The sequence below is a fragment of the Kitasatospora sp. NPDC001664 genome (assembly GCF_053596675.1).
Genome location: NZ_JBSFGS010000027.1, coordinates 77,550 through 96,666, shown reverse-complemented (window position 1 = coordinate 96,666; position 19,117 = coordinate 77,550). Strand labels below are relative to the sequence as shown.

Annotated in this window: 19 protein-coding genes; 14 read left to right on the top strand and 5 right to left on the bottom strand. The window is 72.2% G+C overall.

What is annotated here, in order from left to right; all coding sequences use genetic code 11:
• The first annotated feature begins 136 nt into the window (after nt 1-136).
• Nucleotides 137-2,329 carry a vWA domain-containing protein gene (locus ACWCYY_RS31445; protein ID WP_449797955.1) on the top strand — a complete coding sequence of 731 codons (2,193 nt, stop codon included), beginning with the start codon at nt 137-139 and terminating at the stop codon, nt 2,327-2,329.
• A gap of 120 nt (nt 2,330-2,449) precedes the next feature.
• Nucleotides 2,450-3,709, top strand: coding sequence for an amidohydrolase (locus ACWCYY_RS31440; RefSeq protein ID WP_449797954.1), 1,260 nt, complete (start codon nt 2,450-2,452; stop codon nt 3,707-3,709).
• A 28-nt stretch (nt 3,710-3,737) separates the two neighbouring features.
• On the opposite strand, the gene ACWCYY_RS31435 is transcribed toward ACWCYY_RS31440, so the two are convergent.
• The 3 genes from ACWCYY_RS31435 to ACWCYY_RS31425 form a co-directional block, all read right to left on the bottom strand.
• On the bottom strand, nt 3,738-3,947 hold the full coding sequence (locus ACWCYY_RS31435) for a hypothetical protein (RefSeq protein WP_345289859.1): 210 nt from the start codon (nt 3,945-3,947) through the stop codon (nt 3,738-3,740).
• Nucleotides 3,944-4,672 (bottom strand): SDR family NAD(P)-dependent oxidoreductase, encoded by a 729-nt coding sequence (locus ACWCYY_RS31430; RefSeq protein ID WP_345289858.1) that lies wholly within the window; start codon nt 4,670-4,672, stop codon nt 3,944-3,946. The genes ACWCYY_RS31435 and ACWCYY_RS31430 overlap by 4 nt, the downstream gene beginning before the upstream one ends.
• Before the next feature lie 217 nt (nt 4,673-4,889).
• The gene (locus ACWCYY_RS31425; protein WP_449797953.1) at nt 4,890-5,621 is read right to left on the bottom strand and encodes a YqjF family protein; all 732 of its coding nucleotides are present in this window, start codon (nt 5,619-5,621) and stop codon (nt 4,890-4,892) included.
• A 199-nt stretch (nt 5,622-5,820) separates the two neighbouring features.
• Here ACWCYY_RS31425 and sigK point away from each other — a divergent pair, with 199 nt between their 5' ends.
• From sigK to ACWCYY_RS31395, 6 genes are all read left to right on the top strand, one after another.
• Nucleotides 5,821-6,504, top strand: a complete 684-nt coding sequence (gene sigK, locus ACWCYY_RS31420; protein ID WP_380150442.1) for an ECF RNA polymerase sigma factor SigK — start codon at nt 5,821-5,823, stop codon at nt 6,502-6,504.
• Nucleotides 6,501-6,986 carry a DUF427 domain-containing protein gene (locus ACWCYY_RS31415; protein ID WP_345289855.1) on the top strand — a complete coding sequence of 162 codons (486 nt, stop codon included), beginning with the start codon at nt 6,501-6,503 and terminating at the stop codon, nt 6,984-6,986. The genes sigK and ACWCYY_RS31415 overlap by 4 nt, the downstream gene beginning before the upstream one ends.
• Nucleotides 6,987-7,073: 87 nt before the next feature.
• Entirely contained in the window at nt 7,074-8,120 is a 1,047-nt protein-coding gene (locus ACWCYY_RS31410) for a MerR family transcriptional regulator (protein ID WP_449797952.1), read from the top strand.
• A gap of 366 nt (nt 8,121-8,486) precedes the next feature.
• Nucleotides 8,487-8,780: a DUF3040 domain-containing protein gene (locus tag ACWCYY_RS31405; protein WP_345289853.1), complete on the top strand. Its 294-nt coding sequence runs from the start codon at nt 8,487-8,489 to the stop codon at nt 8,778-8,780.
• 21 nt (nt 8,781-8,801) lie between these two features.
• Nucleotides 8,802-9,011: a hypothetical protein gene (locus ACWCYY_RS31400; protein ID WP_345289852.1), complete on the top strand. Its 210-nt coding sequence runs from the start codon at nt 8,802-8,804 to the stop codon at nt 9,009-9,011.
• Nucleotides 9,012-9,106: 95 nt separating this feature from the next.
• Nucleotides 9,107-9,922, top strand: a complete 816-nt coding sequence (locus ACWCYY_RS31395) for an oxygenase MpaB family protein (protein WP_449797951.1) — start codon at nt 9,107-9,109, stop codon at nt 9,920-9,922.
• 85 nt (nt 9,923-10,007) lie between these two features.
• Here ACWCYY_RS31395 and ACWCYY_RS31390 read toward each other — a convergent pair whose 3' ends face one another.
• Nucleotides 10,008-10,820, bottom strand: a complete 813-nt coding sequence (locus ACWCYY_RS31390) for an ABC transporter substrate-binding protein (protein ID WP_449797950.1) — start codon at nt 10,818-10,820, stop codon at nt 10,008-10,010.
• A gap of 395 nt (nt 10,821-11,215) precedes the next feature.
• Here ACWCYY_RS31390 and ACWCYY_RS31385 point away from each other — a divergent pair, with 395 nt between their 5' ends.
• Nucleotides 11,216-12,670, top strand: a complete 1,455-nt coding sequence (locus ACWCYY_RS31385) for an aspartate ammonia-lyase (RefSeq protein ID WP_449797949.1) — start codon at nt 11,216-11,218, stop codon at nt 12,668-12,670.
• Between the two features lie 108 nt (nt 12,671-12,778).
• Nucleotides 12,779-13,324 carry a DUF4383 domain-containing protein gene (locus ACWCYY_RS31380; RefSeq protein ID WP_345289898.1) on the top strand — a complete coding sequence of 182 codons (546 nt, stop codon included), beginning with the start codon at nt 12,779-12,781 and terminating at the stop codon, nt 13,322-13,324.
• Between the two features lie 235 nt (nt 13,325-13,559).
• On the opposite strand, the gene ACWCYY_RS31375 is transcribed toward ACWCYY_RS31380, so the two are convergent.
• Nucleotides 13,560-14,837, bottom strand: a complete 1,278-nt coding sequence (locus ACWCYY_RS31375; RefSeq protein ID WP_449797948.1) for a cyanophycinase — start codon at nt 14,835-14,837, stop codon at nt 13,560-13,562.
• Nucleotides 14,838-15,181: 344 nt separating this feature from the next.
• Between ACWCYY_RS31375 and ACWCYY_RS31370 the strand changes: the two genes are divergently transcribed.
• Genes ACWCYY_RS31370 through ACWCYY_RS31355 form a run of 4 tightly spaced genes read left to right on the top strand, consistent with a single transcriptional unit; the run spans nt 15,182 to nt 19,080 of the window.
• Complete coding sequence (locus ACWCYY_RS31370) at nt 15,182-16,141, top strand: ABC transporter substrate-binding protein (RefSeq protein WP_345289846.1); 960 nt, start codon at nt 15,182-15,184, stop codon at nt 16,139-16,141.
• A 3-nt stretch (nt 16,142-16,144) separates the two neighbouring features.
• A complete protein-coding gene (locus ACWCYY_RS31365) occupies nt 16,145-17,113 on the top strand; it encodes an amino acid ABC transporter permease (protein WP_345289845.1) in 969 nt (322 codons plus the stop codon).
• Nucleotides 17,114-17,119: 6 nt separating this feature from the next.
• The gene (locus ACWCYY_RS31360) at nt 17,120-17,884 is read left to right on the top strand and encodes an amino acid ABC transporter ATP-binding protein (protein ID WP_345289843.1); all 765 of its coding nucleotides are present in this window, start codon (nt 17,120-17,122) and stop codon (nt 17,882-17,884) included.
• Entirely contained in the window at nt 17,881-19,080 is a 1,200-nt protein-coding gene (locus ACWCYY_RS31355; protein WP_449797947.1) for a M20 family metallopeptidase, read from the top strand. The genes ACWCYY_RS31360 and ACWCYY_RS31355 overlap by 4 nt, the downstream gene beginning before the upstream one ends.
• Nucleotides 19,081-19,117: the final 37 nt, after the last annotated feature.

The following is a 19,117-nucleotide window of genomic DNA, read 5'->3' as shown; positions in this document are numbered from 1 at the left end:
GCGCCCCGTGCCCGGGTCCGCCCCCGGCCGGACGGACCCGGGCCGCGCCGGCTGACCCGCACTCAGATCGCCCCGGTTGACGCGCCTATGACCTGATATCACCTGATTCATCGGGCTTCCGGGTGAGAATCGCCTGGTGCCTCTCGACTCCCCGCTCGGCTTCCCCCGTGCCCTGCCCGCGTTGCTGATCGCCGCCTCCGCCCTGGCCGCCGCGGCCGCGCCCGCCGTGCCCCCGGCGGGCCGTGCGGTGCCGACGGCCGGGCCGGGCGGTTCGGTGGTGACGGTGCGCACCGGCGGGGACCGCATCCGCGACCTGGTGGAGACCCCGCTGGCGGGGGTGCGGCTGGGCCTGTACGCGGCCGTGGACTCGGCCGCTCCGGTGGACCCGGCCTGGGGCGTGTGCACGGCCGACGCCGACGGGGACTGTTCCTTCAGCGTGCCGGACACCGGCGCCGGCGGAGCGAACGCCGGGGCGCGGTACTGGGTGCGGCAGCTCCCGGACGGGGTCCCGGCGGGCTGGTTCACCAACCCCGCGCTGCGGACCGGGCCGGGCAGCGGCAGTGACTCGACCGCCTCGCCGTACGCCTTCCGAACGCCCGCGCTTGCCGCCGGGCGGACCTACTCCTCGCTGGACACCGGCCCGGACGGCTTCATGGCCAGCGACACCTTCGGCACCAACTACACCGCCTCCGGAGGGGTCTGGCAGTCCTCCCGGACCAACCCGTTGCCGGCGGTGGGCTGCGGACTGGACGTCGCGGTGGTGCTCGACCTGTCCGCCTCGGTGGGCAGCGCGCTGCCCCAGCTGAAGGCCGCCACCGACACCTTCACCGACGCGCTCACCGGGACGCCGTCCCGCATGGCGCTGTTCTCCTTCGACCAGGCGTCCCCCGCCTCCAGCGTGGCCGACAACCACCCCGAGCTGCGGCCGGTCTCCACCAAGGCCGGGGCGGACGCCTTCAAGGCGCTCTACGCGCCCTGGGCGCTCGGCAAGGGCACCAACTGGGACCAAGGCCTGGGCGCGGTGGCCGCCGCCGCGCAGCGGTACGAGTTGGTGGTGGTGATCACCGACGGGAACCCGACCCGGTTCGGGGAAGGGGCCGAGGGCGACGGGTCCAGGACCCACTTCCGGGACGTGGAGAACGGCGTCTTCGCGGCCAACGCCGTCAAGGCGACCGGCGCCCGGGTGATCGCGCTCGGCGTCGGCAAGGGCGTCGAGGGCGTCTCCGGCCTCAACCTGCGCGCCCTGTCCGGCCCGACGCTCTACGACGGCACCAACCTGACGCGCGCCGACCACTTCCAGACCGCCGACTTCGAGGCGGCCGGACGGGACCTGCACGACCTGGCGCTGACCCGCTGCCAGGGGAGCCTCTCGGTGGTCAAGCAGATCGTCCCGGCCGGCAACCAGGGCGAGGACGTCACGGGATCCGTCAACGCCGGTGCGGGCTGGACCTTCACCGCCACCACCGACGACCCTGGCATCGGCGGCCTGCCCGACACCAAGGCCACCTCCGACGACGGCACCGGCTCGGTCGCCTTCCAGCCGGTCTTCACCACGACCACCAGCGGCGCGGTGAGCATCGCCGAAGTCCAGCAGCCGGGGCACGAACTGGTGACCCGGGGCGGCCACAACGCGGTGTGCACCAACCTCAACACCGGGCAGGCCGTGCCGGTCGCCGACCGCGGCACCGCGTTCACCGTCACGGTGCCCAGCACCCAGGCCGTCAGCTGCCTGGTGCACAACAGGCCCGTCCTCCCCGCCGACGTCACGGTGACCAAGCAGTGGCTGGTGGACGGCGTGCGCTTCCCCGACGGGCGCCAGCCCGAGGGCCTCGCCGCCATCCTCACCCTCACCGGACCCGACGGGGCCGGCGCCACCCCACAGCCCTGGGGCCGTCCCCGGCCGGGCTACCGGGTCGGCGACCGGGCCACCGTCTCCGAGAGCACCACGGTGACCCGCCCCGGCTGCGCCCTGGTCTCCTCCCGCCTCAGCGGACTCGACGGCGCGACGGTGGACCGAGCCCTGCCGTACACCACCGAACTGACGGATGATCACCTCACGGCGGAGGTCACCAACGAGGTCGAGTGCGCGGAGGCCCCCGCGCCCCCGCCCGGCCCCGGAGAGCCCGCACCGGATCCGTCTCCCTCGCTGCCGGGGCCCGGGCCGTCGGACGGCCCCGTACCCCCGCCCGGCACCACCGGCCCCGTGACCACCCTCCCCGCGACCGGGGCGCAGGGTCTCACGGGCCTGCTCGGCTGGGCTGCGGGAGCGAGCGCTCTGGGCACGACCGTCCTCGCCGTGGCCGCCGCCCGCCGTCGCCGGAGCCGGTGACCGCCGCCGGCGCCGGCGCTTCGCAGAGCACCTCGAGTGACGACCCGGCCGCCGCACCGGCCGACTGGTCCGCGCCCGCGCCCCTAGCGGTGACGGGCCCCCGACGGAGGAGGCACGACCATGTTCCCCACCCATCTGCAGGCCGGGCTGGACCGGATCCGCTCCGGCCTCGAGGACCTCTACCGTGAGCTCCACACCCATCCGGAGCTCTCCTTCGCGGAGCACCGCACGGCCGCCCTGGTCGCCGGCCGGCTGCGGGGACTGCGCGGTTGGGAGGTGGTCGAGGGCGTCGGAGGCACCGGCGTCGTCGCCCGCCTCGACAACGGACCGGGCCCCGTGGTGATGCTCCGCGCCGACATGGACGCGCTGCCGGTGGAGGAGCGCACCGGACTGCCGTACGCCTCCACCGTCCGTGCGACCGGCCCCGACGGCCGCACCACTCCCGTCGCGCACGCCTGCGGCCACGACATGCACGTCACCTGCCTGCTGGGCGCCCTCGACCTGCTCGACTCCGACCGCGCCGCCTGGCGGGGCACCGTGCTCGCCGTCTTCCAGCCCGCCGAGGAGCTCGGCAAGGGCGCCCGGGCCATGGTCGAGGACGGGCTGTTCCGACGCTTCCCGAAGCCGGACGTCCTGCTGGCCCAGCACCTCGCCCCCGCGCCCGCCGGCTGGATCGGGCTCTCCGAAGGAGCCGCCCTGGCCGCCAGCGACGGTCTGAGGATCACCCTGCACGGCCGGGGCGGCCACGGCTCCCGGCCCGAGACGACTGTCGACCCGGTGGTGATGGCGGCCGCCACCGTCCTGCGCCTGCAGACCATCGTCTCCCGGACCGTCGCCGCCACCGAGGCCGCCGTGGTCACCGTCGGTGCGGTCCACGCCGGGACGGCGGGCAACGTCATCGCGGACCGTGCCGAGCTGCTGCTGTCGGTGCGCAGCTTCACCGAGCCCGTGCGCCGCCGGGCCCTGGACGGCATCGCCCGGATCGCCGAGGCGGAGGCCGCCGCCTCGGCGGCACCCCGTCCACCCGAGGTGGAGGTGCAGCACTCGTTCCCCGCCGTGGTGAACTCTCCGGCGGCCGTGGCACGGCTGCGCGAGGCCTTCGCCGCGGTGTTCGGGGCCGAGCGTCTGCTGGACCCTGGGCCGCAGCCCGGCAGTGAGGACGCCTCCGAACTCGTCAAGGCCGCCGGTGCCGCCTGCGGCTACTGGTTCTTCGGGGGGAGCGACCCCGCCGCGTTCGTGGGCCGGTCGCTGGAGGAGGCCCTGGCCGGGTTGCCGTCCAACCACTCGCCCGCGTTCGCTCCCGTCATCCAGCCGACGCTGGACACCGGTGTGGCGGCCATGGTGCTCGGAGCGCTGGCCTTCCTCGGGGCGCCGGACTGAGGAGCCCCGGCCCCGTCGCGCGGGTCGGTCAACGGCTGCGTCGTCCGGTGGCGGAGCCGTGGCCCGGCGTCTGCTCGCGCATCGCCGCTTCGAGGCGTCGCAGCATCGTCTCGTCGGCGGTGAGTTCGAGGACCGTCAGCAGGGTTTCGACGAGCTCCGCGTCCGCGGCGGCGACGGCGAGGCGCAAGCGCTCGACCAGGTCGTCGGCGGGTGGCTGCGGCGCGCGGTGGGGGCTCACCGGACACCCCGGGGAGCCGCGGAGGCGCGGGCCGAGGGTTCGCCGTGCGGGCCGTGCGGGGTCAGCACGGCCGTCCCGTCGACGAGTGCGTCCAGAACGGCTCCGACCCAGCGGTGCAGGTCGGCTCCGGGCGGGAGCGTGGGAGCGGTGCCGGCCACGGCCCGGCCGGCGAAGCCGGTGTCGAGGTGGGGCAGGCGTGCGTCCAGGACCGCGACGCCCCGCCCCGCGTGTTCGGCGCGTGCCGTGTCCAGCCAGGCCGACAGCGCGGCCTTCGATGCCCGGTAGGCGGCGGTGCCCACGAGCGGGTGGTCGACGATCACGCCGGTGATCGCCCCGGCGGAGCGGCCAGGGCCGAGCAGGGGGAGCGCGCCTGCGAGTACCGCCATGGGGGCGAGGGCGTTGACGGTCATCAGGTGCTCCTCCACCTCCGGACCCAGCTGGGCACAGGCGCCGAACGCCACCGCGCCGATGGCCACCAGGACGGAGTCCAGGCCGCCCAGCCGCTCGGACGCGTTCGCCGCCAAAGCACGGCAGGCCTCCAGGTCGTAGGCGTCGAAGACGTCACCGGTGCCGGCACGGGCTCGTCCGGCTGCCTGTGCGAGACGCTGGGGGTCACGCCCGGCGACCGCCACGTGCGCGCCCCGTGCGGCGGCTGCCGCTGCCAGTTCGCCGCCGATGACGCCGGACGCTCCGACCACCAGGAGCTTCAGGTTCTTGATCTCCACGAGAACGACCTCCGGTGTTCCGTGCGAGGAGCGGGGCCGACCGGCCCGGCTCCTCAAAGTCACGTCGCGGCGCGCACGGGGCCGGCGTGCGCTGCACGCTGATCATGGATTCCTCCCACCCGTGCCGGACGGCCGGCTGCCGGTCCGTTGTGGTTCGAACCGGAAGGCACTGGCGGATTGCCTCGCCCGGGACCGTCGCGTACCGCGCTGCGGCGGATCAGTCGACGGTCTGCCACCTGCCGAAGCGCACGGGTACGCCGGGTGAGTAGAGGACACTGGTGGGTGCTCCTCGTACCGTGATGCCCGCAGCGCGGACCAGGCCGTCGGAGAGGCCACCGAGGCGTGCCTCGTACAGCGGCCAGGCCGGATGGTCGGTGGGCAGGTAGACGGTGCGGCCGCCGACCCGGGTGTGCAGGCCCCAGCGCGCGGTCAGGAAGTCGGCCAGCGGGCCGGGGGCCAGGAGCTGCTTCCCGGTGCGCGCGGTCAGCACACAACCGGTCCCGGCGGGCGACGGAGGGTGGGCCCGGGTGGCCATGAAGTAGGAGTCGCCGTCGACGCTCAGGTGGGTGGAGGACCAGCGGTAGGGCAGGGACAGCGTCGCGCGGGCTGCCAGGACGGCTGCCAGCCGAGGACACTCCAGGGACCGGAAGACGACGCCGCGCCGTCCCTGCCGGTCGACGGAGTAGAGCCTGACGTTCACCTCCGGGAACGTCCCCAGGTAGGGCAAGCCCGGGCCCCGGCCGATGCCGAGGCGCTCCATCCGGAACGGCACGAGACCGACCCAGCTGGTTCCGTTCCACACGTCGGGCCGCACGTGCGGTGGCAGCAGCGGTGCGACGGCCGCCGGGTTCACGGGCCAGTGGACGAAGAGCAGGTGGCGCCAGAACTGTGACAGCACGGGGCGGTGCACGGGCCTCGTCGTCCGTGGTGTGACCGGCTCGATGATCATCGTTCCTCCTGCTCGCCGTCGGGCTGCCAGGTTGCCTCCGCTGTCGTGGTGAGCGGGATGTGCATCGGTGATGCATCACCAGGTCGGCGGTCGGCGCTGCACGCCCGACGTGCCGCACGGGCAGCGGTGGCGGGGACCTCGCGCCCCTGGCCACCAGGCGTTGCACAAACGCTGCAAGTGCGCCCGGGGAGCGGAAACGATGCACGGTGACGGTGTGAATCTTCGAACCCGTGCCCTCCGCGCCAGCCACTCGGGCACCGAGTGGGCGTCCGAGCCATTGCCGGTGCTGCTGCAGCGCGTGGCCGAGGGAGATCGGGGTGCGTTCGAGGGTGTTTACGAAGCGATCTCCGGGGCGGTGTACGGCGTCGCGCTGCGCACCCTGCGCGACAGGGCGCAGGCCGAGGAGGTGGCACAGGAGGTGCTGCTCGAGATCTGGCGGACGGCGTCCGCGTACCGCCCCGAACGCGGCTCCGTCACCACCTGGGCGCTGACCATCGCGCACCGCCGGGCGGTGGACCGGGTGCGTTCGGTCAGGGCCGCGGGCGAGCGGGACGACCGGGCCGCCCGACAGGACCCCGCGGACAGCGAGCCCCTGGAAGACCGCGTGCTGGGCTCCCTCGAGCAGGCCCGGGTGCGCACCGCACTGCGCGGCCTCAGCGAGGTCCAGCGCGAGGCCGTGGTCCTGGCCTACTACGGCGGCTACACCCAGCGGGAGATCGCCGATCTGACCCACGTCCCGCTCGGCACCGTGAAGACCCGCATCCGCGACGGGCTGATACGGCTGCGCAACGCGATGGGACTGGCCACCGTCCAGCCCGACGACGCATCCCGGCGGGCCGAGGTGGACGCGAGCCGTCTGCGACGGGCAGGAGGAGAGCGATGACCGATCAGCGCGCCGTACGCGAGTCGGTGTGGGACTACCCGAGGCCACCGGCCGTCGAGACCGCTTCCGGCCGGGTGGTCGAGGTCTGGTTCGCCGACCGGCTGATCGCCTCGACCAGGTCCGCGATGAGAGTGCTGGAGACGAGCCACCCACCGGTCTTCTACATCCCCGCCGCCGATGTCGCCGTCGACCTCCTCACCCCCTCCGGCGGGGCGAGCGTGTGTGAGTGGAAAGGTCTGGCCTGCTACTGGGACCTGTCGGTGGGGGAGCGCCGTGCGGCCCGTGCGGCCTGGAGCTACCCGCAACCGCTGCCGGGCTACCGGGAGCTGCGCGGCGCCTTCGCCTTCTACCCCGGCCAGGTGGACCGCTGCACCGTGGACGGCGAGACGGTCCGGCCGCAGGACGGCGCCTTCTACGGAGGCTGGATCACCAGCGAGATCTCCGGCCCCTTCAAAGGAGCCCCCGGGACATCGCACTGGTGATCCCTGACCGGAGCGGGAGCACCCGGCCCGCGCCTGCCGCACGTCACACGGTCACGCATCCAGCTCCGCGTCGAGGAGGTACCCGCGATGACGCCCTCATCGCCCGTCCGTGAAACCCCCGTCCTCTCGCCCGGGCCCGACTCGGTCGAGGAGGCGGGCTTGCCGACCGGTGCGGTCGCGCAGACCCTCGGCGTGTCACCGACCACCGTCCGTTCCTGGGAGCGCCGTTACGGCATCGGTCCGGCCCACCGCGAAGCGGGCCACCACCGCCGGTGGAGCCCTCGTGACATCGCGGTGCTGGAGACGATGTGTCACCTCACCGCCCGTGGCGTCCCGCCCGCCGAGGCCGCCAGGGCCGCGCTGGCCAACCGTGACGCGGAGGACCGTGACGCCCCCGCGTCAGGGAGGGAGCCCGCCCCCGCAGCGGAGCACCCCGGCGCCGGCGCCAGCGGCGGCCGGGCCCTGCGGGTGGGGACGGTACGCCCCGAATGCCGAGGGCTGGCCCGGGCGGCGGTGCGCCTCGACGCGGCGGAGACCGTCAGGATCCTGCGCGAGTCCATCGCGGCGCTCGGCGTCATCGAGGCCTGGACCGAGGTGATGATGCCGGCCCTGCGCGCTGCCGGCCGCAAGTGGGCCGTGGACGGCGAGCAGTACGTCGAGGTCGAGCACCTGCTGTCCTGGCACGTCTCCAGCGTCCTGCGCGAGGCGGCGATCGCCGCACTCCCGGCCACCTCTACTCGTCCGGTGCTGCTGGCCGCGGGGCCCGGTGAGCAGCACACCCTTCCGCTGGAGGCCACCGCGGCGGCGCTGACCGAACGGGCCATCCCCTTCCGCATGCTGGGTGGTGCCGTTCCGCCCCGCGCCCTGCTCGACGCCGTCCACCGGATCGGCCCCGGCGTCGTGATGATCTGGTCCCAGGACCACCGCACCGCCGACCGGGAGCTCGCCCGTCAGGTCGCCGCCGCGACCTGGGGCCCGCGCGGCTCCCGCACCAGTTCCCTCGTGGTGACGGCCGGGCCCGGCTGGGTCCGCCAGGGACCACCCCCGGGCACCTTCTGCCCCCGTACCCTGCAGGCCGCTGTCGACCTGCTAGAGGGCGCGGCCAGGAAGCCGGGCCACCCCGTATCTCGCTGACGCAGGGGCGAGCGGTCGGAACCCTCTCCTGAAGTAGGAACCCAGATGGGCCTCACCGCACCCGAGCCGCTGCGCTGTCCGCGACGTCCTGCACCACCTGGTCGGTGCCGCCCACGTGCCAGCCGAACTGAACCGCAGCTTCGACATCGGCGGCCCCGACGTCCTCATCTACGAGAGATGATGCGGCGTCACGCCCGCGCCTCGTCGTCCCGATCCCCGTCCTGACGCTCCGTCTGTCCTCTGCTAGAGCGCGCTTCGGATCGGCCGCTCCTGTCCCGCCATCACCCCCCCAAGACCGCTGCGCGAACGCTGCAACGAGCTTCGCGGTGCGTCGCACGTGACCGTAGGAGGCGGAGGTGGAAAGCCATGACGCATCCCCTGAACGACTGGGAGGCGACGCTCGCGGACGAGATCGAGCGTGTCCTGGCCGCCAGTGACCCCGGGCTGAACCGGATGCTGCGGCGACGCACCACCCGGGCGAGATTGTGGCTGTGGCGGCCGCGCGCCCTCGCCCTGCTGGTGACGCTGGCGGCCGTCCTGACCTTCGCCTCGGTGGTGACCGCCTGCACGGTCAGCCCCTGGGCCGCCGTCGCAGCCGCACCCGCAACCCTGGCCCTCGGCGCCGCCTGGCGGCGGCTCGGCGGCCTCTGCCTCTTCTGACACGTTCCCCGAGGAGCGACCATGTCCGCTGACCAGCCCGTGACCCCGAAGCCCGCCCTCGGCCCGGTCCCCACCGAGACGCCCGAATGCGAGGCATCGACCACCCACGCGATCTCGGTGCCCGAGCGCGTGGAGCTCCACGACGCCTGGCCGGGGTGGATCCCGGTGGCCGTGATCCTCTTGATGGCGCTCACGCTCGCCGCCTTCGCGATCGGACGCGTCGCGGGATGACGCCGCCCTACCCTTCGGCCCCCTCCGCCGGAGGCACTGCGCACCTCACCGCCGTCCCGCGTCTCACCGGTTGTCACAGACGGCTCGGCGAGGCCTTGTTCGCCCGGATCGCCGGGCCCGACGGCCCCGCGGTACGGGAGCGGATCCACCACGCCCCTGGACCGCGTCGGTTCGGCCCGGGCCGGGCGATCCGGGTGGTGCACGGCGACGCGGCGATGTTCGCGGGGGGACTCGCGGCCCTGCTGCTCCAGTCCCTGCACCCGGCGGCCATGGCCGCGGTGGCCGGCCACTCCGGCTACCTCGGCGACCCCTGGGGCAGGCTCCAACGGACCAGCACCTTCCTGGCCGTCACCACCTTCGGCACCGACGACGACGCCCGGGCCGCGATCGCCCGGGTCCGCGCCGTCCACTCCCGCATCCGCGGGACGACGCCCGCGGGCCTCGCCTACCGGGCCGACGACCCCCACCTGCTCGCCTGGGTGCACGCCGCCGAGACCGACTGCTTCCTGCGCGCCCACCAGCGCTACGGCGCAGCCCCGCTGGACGCGGCCGGATGCGAGGCGTACGTGGCCGACATGGCCGAGATCGCCGCCGACCTCGGCGTCACCGACCCGCCCCGCACCCGCACCACCCTGGCGGAGCTGCTCCGGAGCTACGACCCCGAACTCGCCGCCACCGCCGACGCCGAACGGGCAGCCCGGTTCCTGCTGCTCCGCCCGCCGATCCCGCTCCTGGCCCGTCCCGCCCATGGCGCGCTCGCCGTGGCGGCCCTCGCGCTGCTCGAACCCCGCCACCGGCGCCTGCTGGGCCTGCCGACCGCCGCGGCCTTCGACGCGGCGGCCGGCCCGCTGGGCACGGCGGTGGTGCGGACGGTCCGCTGGCTCCTGCCACCGCCCGGCGGCACTCGCTGAGCAGCCCGGCCCTCGACCCGTGACGGGCTTGCACAGCGCCTGCGTGCCGGTGCACGCCCAAGGAGCACGAGGCCCTGAGGGGGTGTCAGTCCAAGGCGCCGTTGATGGTGGCCTTGGGGATCGCGATGCCCGGGACGTGGTAGGCCTCGAGGATCTTGCGGTAGGAACCGTCGTCCATCAGCGACTGCAGTGCCGCCTGGATCGACTCCTTCAGGCCCGGCACGTCCTTGGAGACGCCGATGCCGATCGGGGATGCGCTCGTGGGGCCGACCGCCTCCTTTCCTCGCACGGTGTCGAAGGCCGCGCCGCCCTCGGCGGTGTCCGCCACGTAGGCAGCGGTCACCTCGTCGAGGAAATCAGCGGAGACCTTCCCCGCCCGCAGCGCGAGCTGGGCCTCGGAGTCCTTGGAGAAGGCGAGGACCGTGATGGCGGGCTTGCCCTCCTGCTTGCAGAGCTCTTGGCGCTGCTCGAGGATCCGCTGGTGGTTGGTGCCGGTCTGCACCGAGACGCTCTTGCCGCACACGTCGGTGACGACCTTGATGTTCTCCGGGTTGCCCTTCTTCACGAGCCAGCCCGGGCCGGCGTTGATGTAGTCGACGAAGTCGACGGCCTGCTGCCGCTCCTTCTTGTCGGTCATCGCCGACATGACTGCGTCGAACTTGCCGGCTTGGACCGCGGGCAGGAGCCCGTCGAACTTCTGCCCGGTGAACTCGAACTTGACGCCGAGCCGGGCGCCGATGGCCCGTCCGAGGTCGTAGTCGATGCCGGTGATCTCCTTGCTGCCCTCGGACGCGTACATCTCGAACGGCGGGTAGGGCAGGTCGGTGGCGACGCGGACCTTGCCGGCCTGCTTGACGGACTGCGGCACTCTGGCCGCCAGGGCGGCATCCGCGCTCACGGGGACTCCCTTGACCGTGGTGAAGGGAGGCATGGAGGGGTTTGCCGGGCTCTGCGAGGGCGTCGAGCCGCATCCGGTCAGTACGAGCAGGCAGGCGGCGGAGGCGGTTGCGGCGACGGGGTTGAGCCACCGGGCGGGGCGCAGGCGAGTCATCGTGGGGGAGCCCTTCGTCAGTCACTGGATCGGCCGAAACAGAAATTACACACTTGCCTGTATCTGCCGATCTGTATGAACGGTTACGTTTTGACAACGTGCATGATTGGCGGCTCAGGCTCGACGAAATGCGCAAAAGCGGACTTAGCATCCTCCTTTGGCGTTACATATAGCGCTAGCAATGACTCGACTGTAACGTTCAGTACTGCCTCTGGTTCACGCCCTCCGACCTTGGGATCCCCATGCCTTCACGACCCTCCGGCGCGGTACGCACCCCTGGCGGCACTCCGGTCCGTACCGAAGCCGACCTGCTCGGCACCCGCGAACTTGCGGCGCGCAGCTACAGCGGCATCCACACCCTGCGCGCCGTCGAGAACTTCCCGCTCACCGGCATGCCGGTCGCCGCCCACCCCGAACTCGTGAGCGCGATCGCCATGGTCAAGCAGGCGGCCGCGCTCGCCAACCAGAACCTCGGTGAGCTCGACCTCGAGCGATGCGCCGCGATCGTGCGCGCCTGCGAGGAGATCCGCGCCGGAGCGCTCCATGACCACTTCCAGGTGGACGTCCTCCAGGGCGGGGCCGGTACCTCCACCAACATGAACGCCAACGAGGTCATCGCCAACCGGGCCCTCGAGCACCTCGGCGAGCCACTTGGCACCTACGCGCGCCTGAGCCCGACCGACCACGTCAACCTCGGCCAGAGCACCAACGACGCCTACCCCACCGCGGTGAAGCTCGCCCTCCACACCGGCGTCGAGAACCTCGCCGGTGCCATGTACGTGCTCGCCGACGCCTTCAACGAGCGGGCCCAAGCCTTCCACGACGTCGTCAAACTCGGCCGCACCCAGCTGCAGGACGCGGTGCCCATGACCCTCGGCCAGGAGTTCGGGGCCTTCGACACCGGCATCCGCGACGACATCGCGACCCTCGAGCGCGCCGCGCAGGGGTTGTGTGAGGTCAACATGGGCGGCACCGCGATCGGCACCGGCCTCAACGCCCACCCTGGCTTCGCGCACGCATGCGCCCAGCATCTCGCCCGCCTGAGCGGACTACCCATACGGCCCGCACGCGACCTCATCGAAGCCACCCAGGGAGTCGGCGCCTTCCTCGACGTCTCCAGCGCCCAGCGCCGATTCGCCCTGCGCCTGGTCAAGATCTGCAACGACCTGCGCCTGCTCGCCTCCGGCCCCCACGCGGGACTGGCTGAGATCGCACTGCCCGAGATGCAGGCCGGCTCCAGCATCATGCCCGGCAAGGTGAACCCCGTGATCCCGGAAGCCGTCACCCAGGTGTGCTTCGAAGCCATCGGGGCCGACACCACCGTCGCCCTCGCCGCTCAAGCCGGCCAGCTCCAGCTCAACGCCTTCGAGCCGCTCATCGCCCACAGCCTGCTCACCGCGCTGCGCTACCTGAGGGCTGCCTGCCTGCTGCTGGCGGACCGCTGTGTCAGCGGCATCCACGCCGCCGAGGAGCGCGCCCTCGCCTATGCCAGCGGATCCGCAGTCCTGGCAACCGCGCTCAACCCGGCCGTGGGCTACCGCCAGGCCACCTCCATCGCCCGCCAGGCGGCCCTGGAGCGCCGTCCGGTCCGCGAGGTGGCCGGCGAGGCCCAAGTACTGCCCCCCGATGTCCTTGACGACCTCCTCAACCCCCGCAACCTCGTCGGCGGCCGACCGGCTGCATCAGGACCCCAGTGATCGACCAGCCCATTTGGTGCAGAAGCGATGCAACTGGGTCACGCCACCTCGGCGGCAGAGGATCGAATCACGAACCGATCCCTGCACCGACCCGAACGGAGCGAGGCCATGAAACTTCGCGACGAACTCCCCGTCGACCACCGGCTCGCCCAGGTCTACCGCTGGAGTGCAAGCTTGTGCGGCGTCGCGCTCCTGGTCTTCGGCTGTCTCGGCCTGGCGGACGGACTGGCCTTCTTCAGCACCAACGGTGAGCGCATCGCCGGGCTGTCCAGCAACGGACTGCTGAGCTGGATCTCGATCGCCACCGCCGTGGTCCTGATCGCCGGCGCCGTCAAGGGCGGAAACACGGCCTCGACGGTCAACATCACGGTGGGCACGCTCTTCGTCTTGAGCGGCTTCGTGAACCTCGCACTGCTCGACTCCGGAGCCAACATCCTCGACTTCCGGATCCCCAACGTCATCTTCAGCTTCGTGATGGGCCTCGCGATCGCCACCTTCGGTATGTACGGGCGCGTCAGCGGCAAGCTGCCGCTCGACAACCCCTACTGGCGCCAGCGTCACCCCAACGCCACTGCCAGCCGACAGGTGGCGGCGGGGATGCTCGCTGCCGTGCAGGACGTCACCCCTACGGGACTTTCGAGCCGGCCCGGCTGACACAGCAGGGCACGCAGAAGGCCGGAGCCCTTCGGGTGGGCGCTGTGAAGCACCCACCCGAAGGCCTCCGGCCGGACTCGTCACGGGAGCCGACTGCAGCCGCCGCAGACTCGGACCTCGCCATCCGCCCGGCAGGCCGGCCGCCTTCGCCGCTCCGCGGACTCCGGCTCCCTGGCGTGGCCGCCGCGGCACGGCGGCTTCGTTCCCCGTTGTGCCGTGAGCCGATGAAGCGCCGTCAGTAGACGTACAGGTGGGTGGTGAGGTTGGCGAACGTCACGGTGGTGCCGCTCTTCCAGGCCTTGAAGTCGGTGCCCTTGGTGAGGTCGGCCTCGAAGCGGGGGCCGCTCTCGTAGCTGATGCCGTACTGGGTGGTGCTGCGGCCGGCGTTGACCAGCTCGGTGGCCATCTTGACCATCTGGTACGGGTGGGCGGTGGCGGGCTTGGGGGAGGAGAAGACGTCGGTCCAGCGGGTGCCGACGGTGCCGGTGGTGGGCGCGTAGCCGGCCTTGGTGCTGGTGGTGGTCCAGGCGGCGGGGTTGTAGGTGTCGCCGCTGGTCAGGTAGGACCACTTGACGTTGTCGGCGGACCAGTAGCCGCTGTGGGTGGACACGGTCGCGGTGCGCAGGTCGAGGACGGAGACGCCGTTGGTGCCGACCACGGTCGCGTTCTCGGTGGCGGTGCCGGGGCTGTTGACGACGAGGGCGGTGTCCTCGTCGATGCCGAAGGCGCGGTTGTGGCCGGTGTCGGCGGCGAGGCGGACCATGCGGCCCTGGCGGCCGCGGGCGGCGAAGTGGGTGTCGATCAGGCCGGTGGTGAAGAAGTTGAAGCCGCCGGCGGGGCGGTAGGTGAGGTCGTCGGGGTAGCTGGTGTTGACGGTGGTGTAGGAGCCGTAGCGCAGGGCGTCCCAGCTCTCCCCGCCGGTGACCATGTCGCGCCCGTTGGTGATGGTGGTACCGGCACTGGTGCCCATGACGGCCGCGCCGGCCGTCCACTTGGCGCGGATCGCGGCCAGGGCAGGGGTGTCGGAGTTGTCGCTCTTCATGAGGGTGGTGACCAGGCGGCTCTGGTCGCCGCCACCGAAGAAGAAGCCGGTCATGGTGTTGATCTGGTCGACGACGGCCTGGCTGGAGCTGTTGGCGATGTGGTCGAGGTCGATGGGGATCCACTGGGCGTCGGCGGCGCCGTAGCTGTTCTTGAGCAGGTCGGCGTAGTAGGTGCCGTTGCAGACGGAGTTGGAGCAGGTCGCGGGGTCGTTCGCGTTGGGGTCGTTGGCGGGGACGTCGGAGGCGGCGGTGACGATGCCGATCCGGGCCGAGGCGCCGCCGGCCTTGGTGACGAAGGTGCCGTAGACGGCCGAGTTGGTGGCGGCCACCGCGCCGCCGGCCAGGACGAGGGTGCCCGGGGTGGCGCCGGCCGCGTGCGCGATGCCGGCGGGCGCCGTGAGGGCGGCTGCGAGCAGAGCGGTGCCGAGCAGGGCGGCGGGCCGTCGGATGGTGCGGATGGCGATGCTCAAGGGGGCTCCTGTGGGGGAGGCCGCGCCCGCTGGGGGCGGGCGGCGGCAGAGGAGGACGACCGGGCGTGGGGGCCGGGCCGGATAAGAGCGCCCAGACGAGAGGGAAGCTTGCAAGGCGCAGGAACGGAACATACATACACAGTTGAACTTTCGAAAGATGTAACGCGAGATCCGAGGGAAAGCTTGGCCATCTGATGGCTCATCAGCGAACCTGTCACCAGAGGGCCGTTGTTACCGATTCGTATCCCTCGTTACATCTATCTTTCATGACGTCACACCTGTAACGTCCTGGCGAGCGGCGCAGCCCCCACTGGCGCCGTCCCAGGTTCCCGAAAGGTTGCGCCGTGAACTCCTCTCTCTCCCGTAGACCGGTCCAGCTGGCCGTCGCCACCGTGTGCGCCGCGCTCCTGCTCACTGCCTGCGGATCGGCCGGTGACGCCGCCGGATCCGCTGCGGTGTCCATCGCCCCGGTCACCGTCGCCGGTGTCACCATCGCCCGGGACGGCGCCCTGCACGACGCTCTCCCGGCATCGGTGAAGAAGGCAGGCAAGGTCCGGGTGGCCACCGACGTCCCCTACCCGCCGTTCGAGATGTACGTCGCCGAGGGCAAGAGCGAGATGACCGGCCTCGACCACGACCTCGGCCAGGCCCTCGGTGCCAAGCTCGGCGTGAGGTTCGAGTTCCAGGCGCAGAAGTTCGACGGCATCGTCCCCGCCATCCAGGCCGGCAAGTACGACGCCGCGATCAGCGCCATCACCGACAACAAGGAACGCGAGCAGGTCGTCGACTTCGTCACCTACTCCAACTCCGGCACCGGCATCATGGTGGCCAAGGGCAACCCGGAGAAGATCGTCACCCTCGACGACCTGTGCGGGAAGAAGGCCGCCGTCCAGACCGGCACCAACCAGCAGAAGCTGCTGACCAAGCACCAGGACGCCTGCAAGGCCGCCGGCAAGCCCGCCATCGACATCCAGGCCTTCCCGAAGGACTCCGACGCCCAACTCGCCCTGCGCTCCGGCAAGGTCGTCGCCGACGTCCTGACCAAGCCCGCGGCCGGCTGGACCGCCAAGACCGCTGACAACGGCACCGCCTTCCAGCTCGTCGACGACCCGGCCGCCACCGGCGGCTACAACGCCTCCCCCAACGGGATCGCGATCTCCAAGAGCCTGCCCGAGCTCACCGACGCCGTGCAGAAGGCCCTGCAGCAGCTGATCGACGACGGCTCCCTCGCCAAGATCTACGACACCTACGGCGTCGCGTCCATCGCCGTCCCCAAGGCCGTCAAGAACGGCGCGGTGGACTGACCCATGAGTGCCACCCCGAAGCTCGCGGCGGGCGCCGACCGCAGCACCGTATCCGACGCCTCAGCCGATGAGCTGATCGCCGTTCCCGTGCGGCACTGGGGCCGCTGGGCCACCGCCGCCCTCGCCCTGGTCTCGCTGGCCGGCCTGCTCGGCTCCCTCGCCAAGAACCCCAACCTCCACTGGGACGTCGTCGGCCACTACCTGTTCGCCGACCTCATCTTCGACGGCCTGGTCACCACCCTGTGGCTCACCGCCGCCGCCATGGCGATGGGGCTCGCCCTCGGCACGCTCGTCGCCGTCATGCGGCTGTCCACCAACCCCGTGCTGTACGGCCTGTCCACCCTGTTCGTCTGGCTCTTCCGCGGCACCCCGCTGCTGGTGCAGATCATCTTCTGGGCCTACGCCGCCGCCCTCTACAAGCACGTGATGATCGGCATCCCGTTCACCAGCGTCACCTTCGTCGAGTTCGACACCAACAGCCTGCTCACGCCCTCCATCGCCGCCCTGCTGGCGCTGGGCCTCAACGAGGCGGCCTACGCGTCCGAGATCGTCCGGGCCGGCATCCAGTCGGTCGACCCCGGCCAGGCCGAAGCGGCCCACTCCCTCGGAATGAAGCCCGCTCTGACGATGCGTCGGATCGTCCTGCCCCAGGCGATGAAGGTCATCATCCCGCCGATGGGCAACGAGACCATCAACATGCTCAAGACCACCGCGTACGTCTCCGTCATCGCCGCGCACGACCTGATGTCGAACATCCAGGACGTCTACGCCCAGAACTACCAGGTCATCCCGATGCTGGTGGTCGCCGCCCTGTGGTACCTGGCCCTGACCACCGTGCTGTCCGTCCCCCAGGCCTGGCTGGAGCGCCGCTACGGCCGCGGCACCACCCGCTCCGCGCACGTCTCCCCGCTGCGCCGCATGTTCACCGGCATCACCACCGTGCTGCCCGCCACCCGCAACCGGAAGGGCTGACCGCGCATGTCCCGGCCCATGGTGCACGCCCAGGGCGTGCGCAAGCACTTCGGCCGCCTCGAGGTCCTCAAGGGCATCGACCTGACCGTCGAACAAGGCCAGGTGTGCTGCCTGCTCGGCCCCTCCGGCTCCGGCAAGTCCACCTTCCTGCGCTGCATCAACCACCTCGAGAAGGTCGACGCCGGCCGCCTCACCGTCGACGGCGACCTCGTCGGGTACCGGCAGTCCGGCAACCGCCTGCACGAGCTGCGCGAGAGCGAGGTCGCCGAACGCCGCCGCGACATCGGCATGGTCTTCCAGCGCTTCAACCTCTTCCCGCACCTCACCGCCCTCGAGAACGTCATCGAAGCACCGGTACGCGTAGCACGGGTCCCGGCCGCGACGGCGCGGGCCGAGGCGCAGCTGCTCCTGGAGCGCGTCGGCCTCGCCGACCGCGCCGGCCACTACCCGGCCCAGCTCTCCGGCGGCCAGCAGCAGCGCGTCGCGATCGCCCGCGCGCTGGCCATGAAGCCCAAGCTCATGCTCTTCGACGAGCCCACCTCGGCCCTCGACCCCGAACTCGTCGGCGACGTCCTGGACGTGATGCGCGACCTCGCCGCCGACGGCATGACCATGGTCGTGGTCACCCACGAGATCGGCTTCGCCCGCGAGGTCGCCGACACCGCCGTGTTCATGGACGAAGGCGTCGTCGTCGAGGCGGGCGACCCCCGCAAGGTCCTCACCGACCCCGACCAGGAGCGCACCAAGGCGTTCCTCTCCAAGGTCCTGTGAGCGCCCCCGCCCAGGCGGGCCCGTTCACCGCCACCCGGCTGCTGCCGCTCGCACAGGACCTGACGGACCAGTACCTGATGGACCTCGCCGATCTCGTCTCGATCGACTCCGGCTCCTACAGCGCCCACGGCGTCAACCGCGTCGCCGACTGGGTCGAGGGACGTCTCGACGGCCTCGGCTTCGAGGTCCAGCGGGTGAGCGCCGGGCCCCCGCACCCGGAGATCGGCGACGTGGTGGTCGCCCGGCGCACCGGGAGCGTTCCCGGCGGCCGCCGGATCCTGCTCGCCGGGCACATGGACACCGTCTTCGAGGACGGCACCGCCGCCGCCCGGCCCTTCCGCATCGACGGCACCCTCGCCCACGGGCCCGGCGTCAGCGACGACAAGGGCGGCCTGCTGGCGGGCATCACCGCACTCGAGGTGCTGCTGCGCGCGGGGTGGGAGGAGTTCGGCGAGGTCGTCCTGCTGGCCACCCCGGACGAGGAGATCGGATCTCCGGCCAGCCGCCCGGTCACCGAGGCGGTCGCCGCCGGCACGGACCACGCCCTCGCGCTGGAGTGCGCCCGCGAGAACGGTGACCTCGTCGTCGAACGCAAGGGCGTCGCGGACTTCGAGCTCACCGTCACCGGCCGCGCCGCCCACGCCGGCATCGAACCCGAACGCGGCGCCAACGCCGCCCTCGCCGCCGCTCACCTGGTCGTGGGCATCCAGGCCCTCAACGACCGCTGGGAGGGCGTGACCGTCAACGTAGGCGTCGTCCGCGCCGGAACCCGCGCCAACATCATCTGCCCCGAGGCAGAGCTGCGGGTCGAGGTACGGGCCACCACCGCCGACGGACTCCACCGCGCGGCCGAAGCCATCCGGAGCCTGGCCCGGCAGCCGGCCGTCCCCGGCACCACCACCTCCGTCCAGCAGCTCGACCTCTGCCTCCCGATGGAGTACACCCCCGCGGCCAGGTCGATGTACGCCGTCGCCCGGACCGCCGCCGCCGAACTCGGCCTGGACCTGGGTGGGGCCTCCACCGGCGGGGTGGGCGACGCCAACCTGATCGCCGGCGTCGGCGTCCCCACCCTCGACGGCCTCGGGCCCGTCGGCGGAGCCGACCACTCGCCGGAGGAGTGGCTGGACGTCTCCACCGTCCCCACCCGGATCGCCGTCCTCGCCGCCACCATCGCCGCCCTCGCCCACGCCGCCTGACCCACCGTCAGACCGGCCCGCGAGCCTGCCCCGAACG

Bases quoted from the DNA above. Each gene is read 5' to 3' on its own strand.
- ACWCYY_RS31405 (WP_345289853.1), top strand. From the start codon at position 8,487: ATGACGCATCCCCTGAACGACTGGGAGGCGACGCTCGCGGACGAGATC.
- ACWCYY_RS31380 (WP_345289898.1), top strand. From the start codon at position 12,779: ATGAAACTTCGCGACGAACTCCCCGTCGACCACCGGCTCGCCCAGGTC.
- ACWCYY_RS31415 (WP_345289855.1), top strand. From the start codon at position 6,501: ATGACCGATCAGCGCGCCGTACGCGAGTCGGTGTGGGACTACCCGAGG.
- ACWCYY_RS31365 (WP_345289845.1), top strand. From the start codon at position 16,145: ATGAGTGCCACCCCGAAGCTCGCGGCGGGCGCCGACCGCAGCACCGTA.
- ACWCYY_RS31425 (WP_449797953.1), bottom strand. From the start codon at position 5,621: ATGATCATCGAGCCGGTCACACCACGGACGACGAGGCCCGTGCACCGC.
- ACWCYY_RS31385 (WP_449797949.1), top strand. From the start codon at position 11,216: ATGCCTTCACGACCCTCCGGCGCGGTACGCACCCCTGGCGGCACTCCG.
- sigK (WP_380150442.1), top strand. From the start codon at position 5,821: ATGCACGGTGACGGTGTGAATCTTCGAACCCGTGCCCTCCGCGCCAGC.
- ACWCYY_RS31440 (WP_449797954.1), top strand. From the start codon at position 2,450: ATGTTCCCCACCCATCTGCAGGCCGGGCTGGACCGGATCCGCTCCGGC.
- ACWCYY_RS31400 (WP_345289852.1), top strand. From the start codon at position 8,802: ATGTCCGCTGACCAGCCCGTGACCCCGAAGCCCGCCCTCGGCCCGGTC.
- ACWCYY_RS31360 (WP_345289843.1), top strand. From the start codon at position 17,120: ATGTCCCGGCCCATGGTGCACGCCCAGGGCGTGCGCAAGCACTTCGGC.
- ACWCYY_RS31410 (WP_449797952.1), top strand. From the start codon at position 7,074: ATGACGCCCTCATCGCCCGTCCGTGAAACCCCCGTCCTCTCGCCCGGG.